The following is a 477-nucleotide window of genomic DNA, read 5'->3' as shown; positions in this document are numbered from 1 at the left end:
TATGCCAGCGGAGCCATTTCAGAACCGGGGAGCGTCGAAAAAGGGACAACGAGGACGGACACCATGTTTTTGGAGCGGCAGCGTGGGATTACCATTCAAGCGGCAGTCACTTCCTTCCAGTGGCACAGATGTAAAGTCAACATTGTGGATACGCCCGGCCACATGGATTTTTTGGCGGAGGTGTACCGCTCTTTGGCTGTTTTAGATGGGGCCATCTTGGTGATCTCCGCTAAAGATGGCGTGCAGGCCCAGACCCGTATTCTGTTCCATGCCCTGCGGAAAATGAACATTCCCACCGTTATCTTTATCAACAAGATCGACCAGGTTGGCATTGATTTGGAGAGCGTATATCAGTCTGTTCGGGATAAGCTCTCCGCCGATATTATCATCAAGCAGACGGTGTCGCTGTCCCCGGAAATAGTCCTGGAGGAAAATACCGACATAGAAGCATGGGATGCGGTCATCGAAAATAACGAT

Annotated in this window: 1 protein-coding gene; it reads left to right on the top strand. The window is 50.9% G+C overall.

The window, feature by feature from the left end; translation table 11 throughout:
- The coding region (locus tag ACTNB1_RS14895; RefSeq protein ID WP_441170542.1) for a GTP-binding protein at positions 1–477 on the top strand (477 nt) is incomplete at both ends.

Source organism: Flavonifractor sp. HCP28S3_F3 (assembly GCF_052065355.1).
Lineage (GTDB): Bacteria > Bacillota > Clostridia > Oscillospirales > Oscillospiraceae > Flavonifractor.
This window is presented reverse-complemented; position numbering and strand designations above follow the sequence as displayed.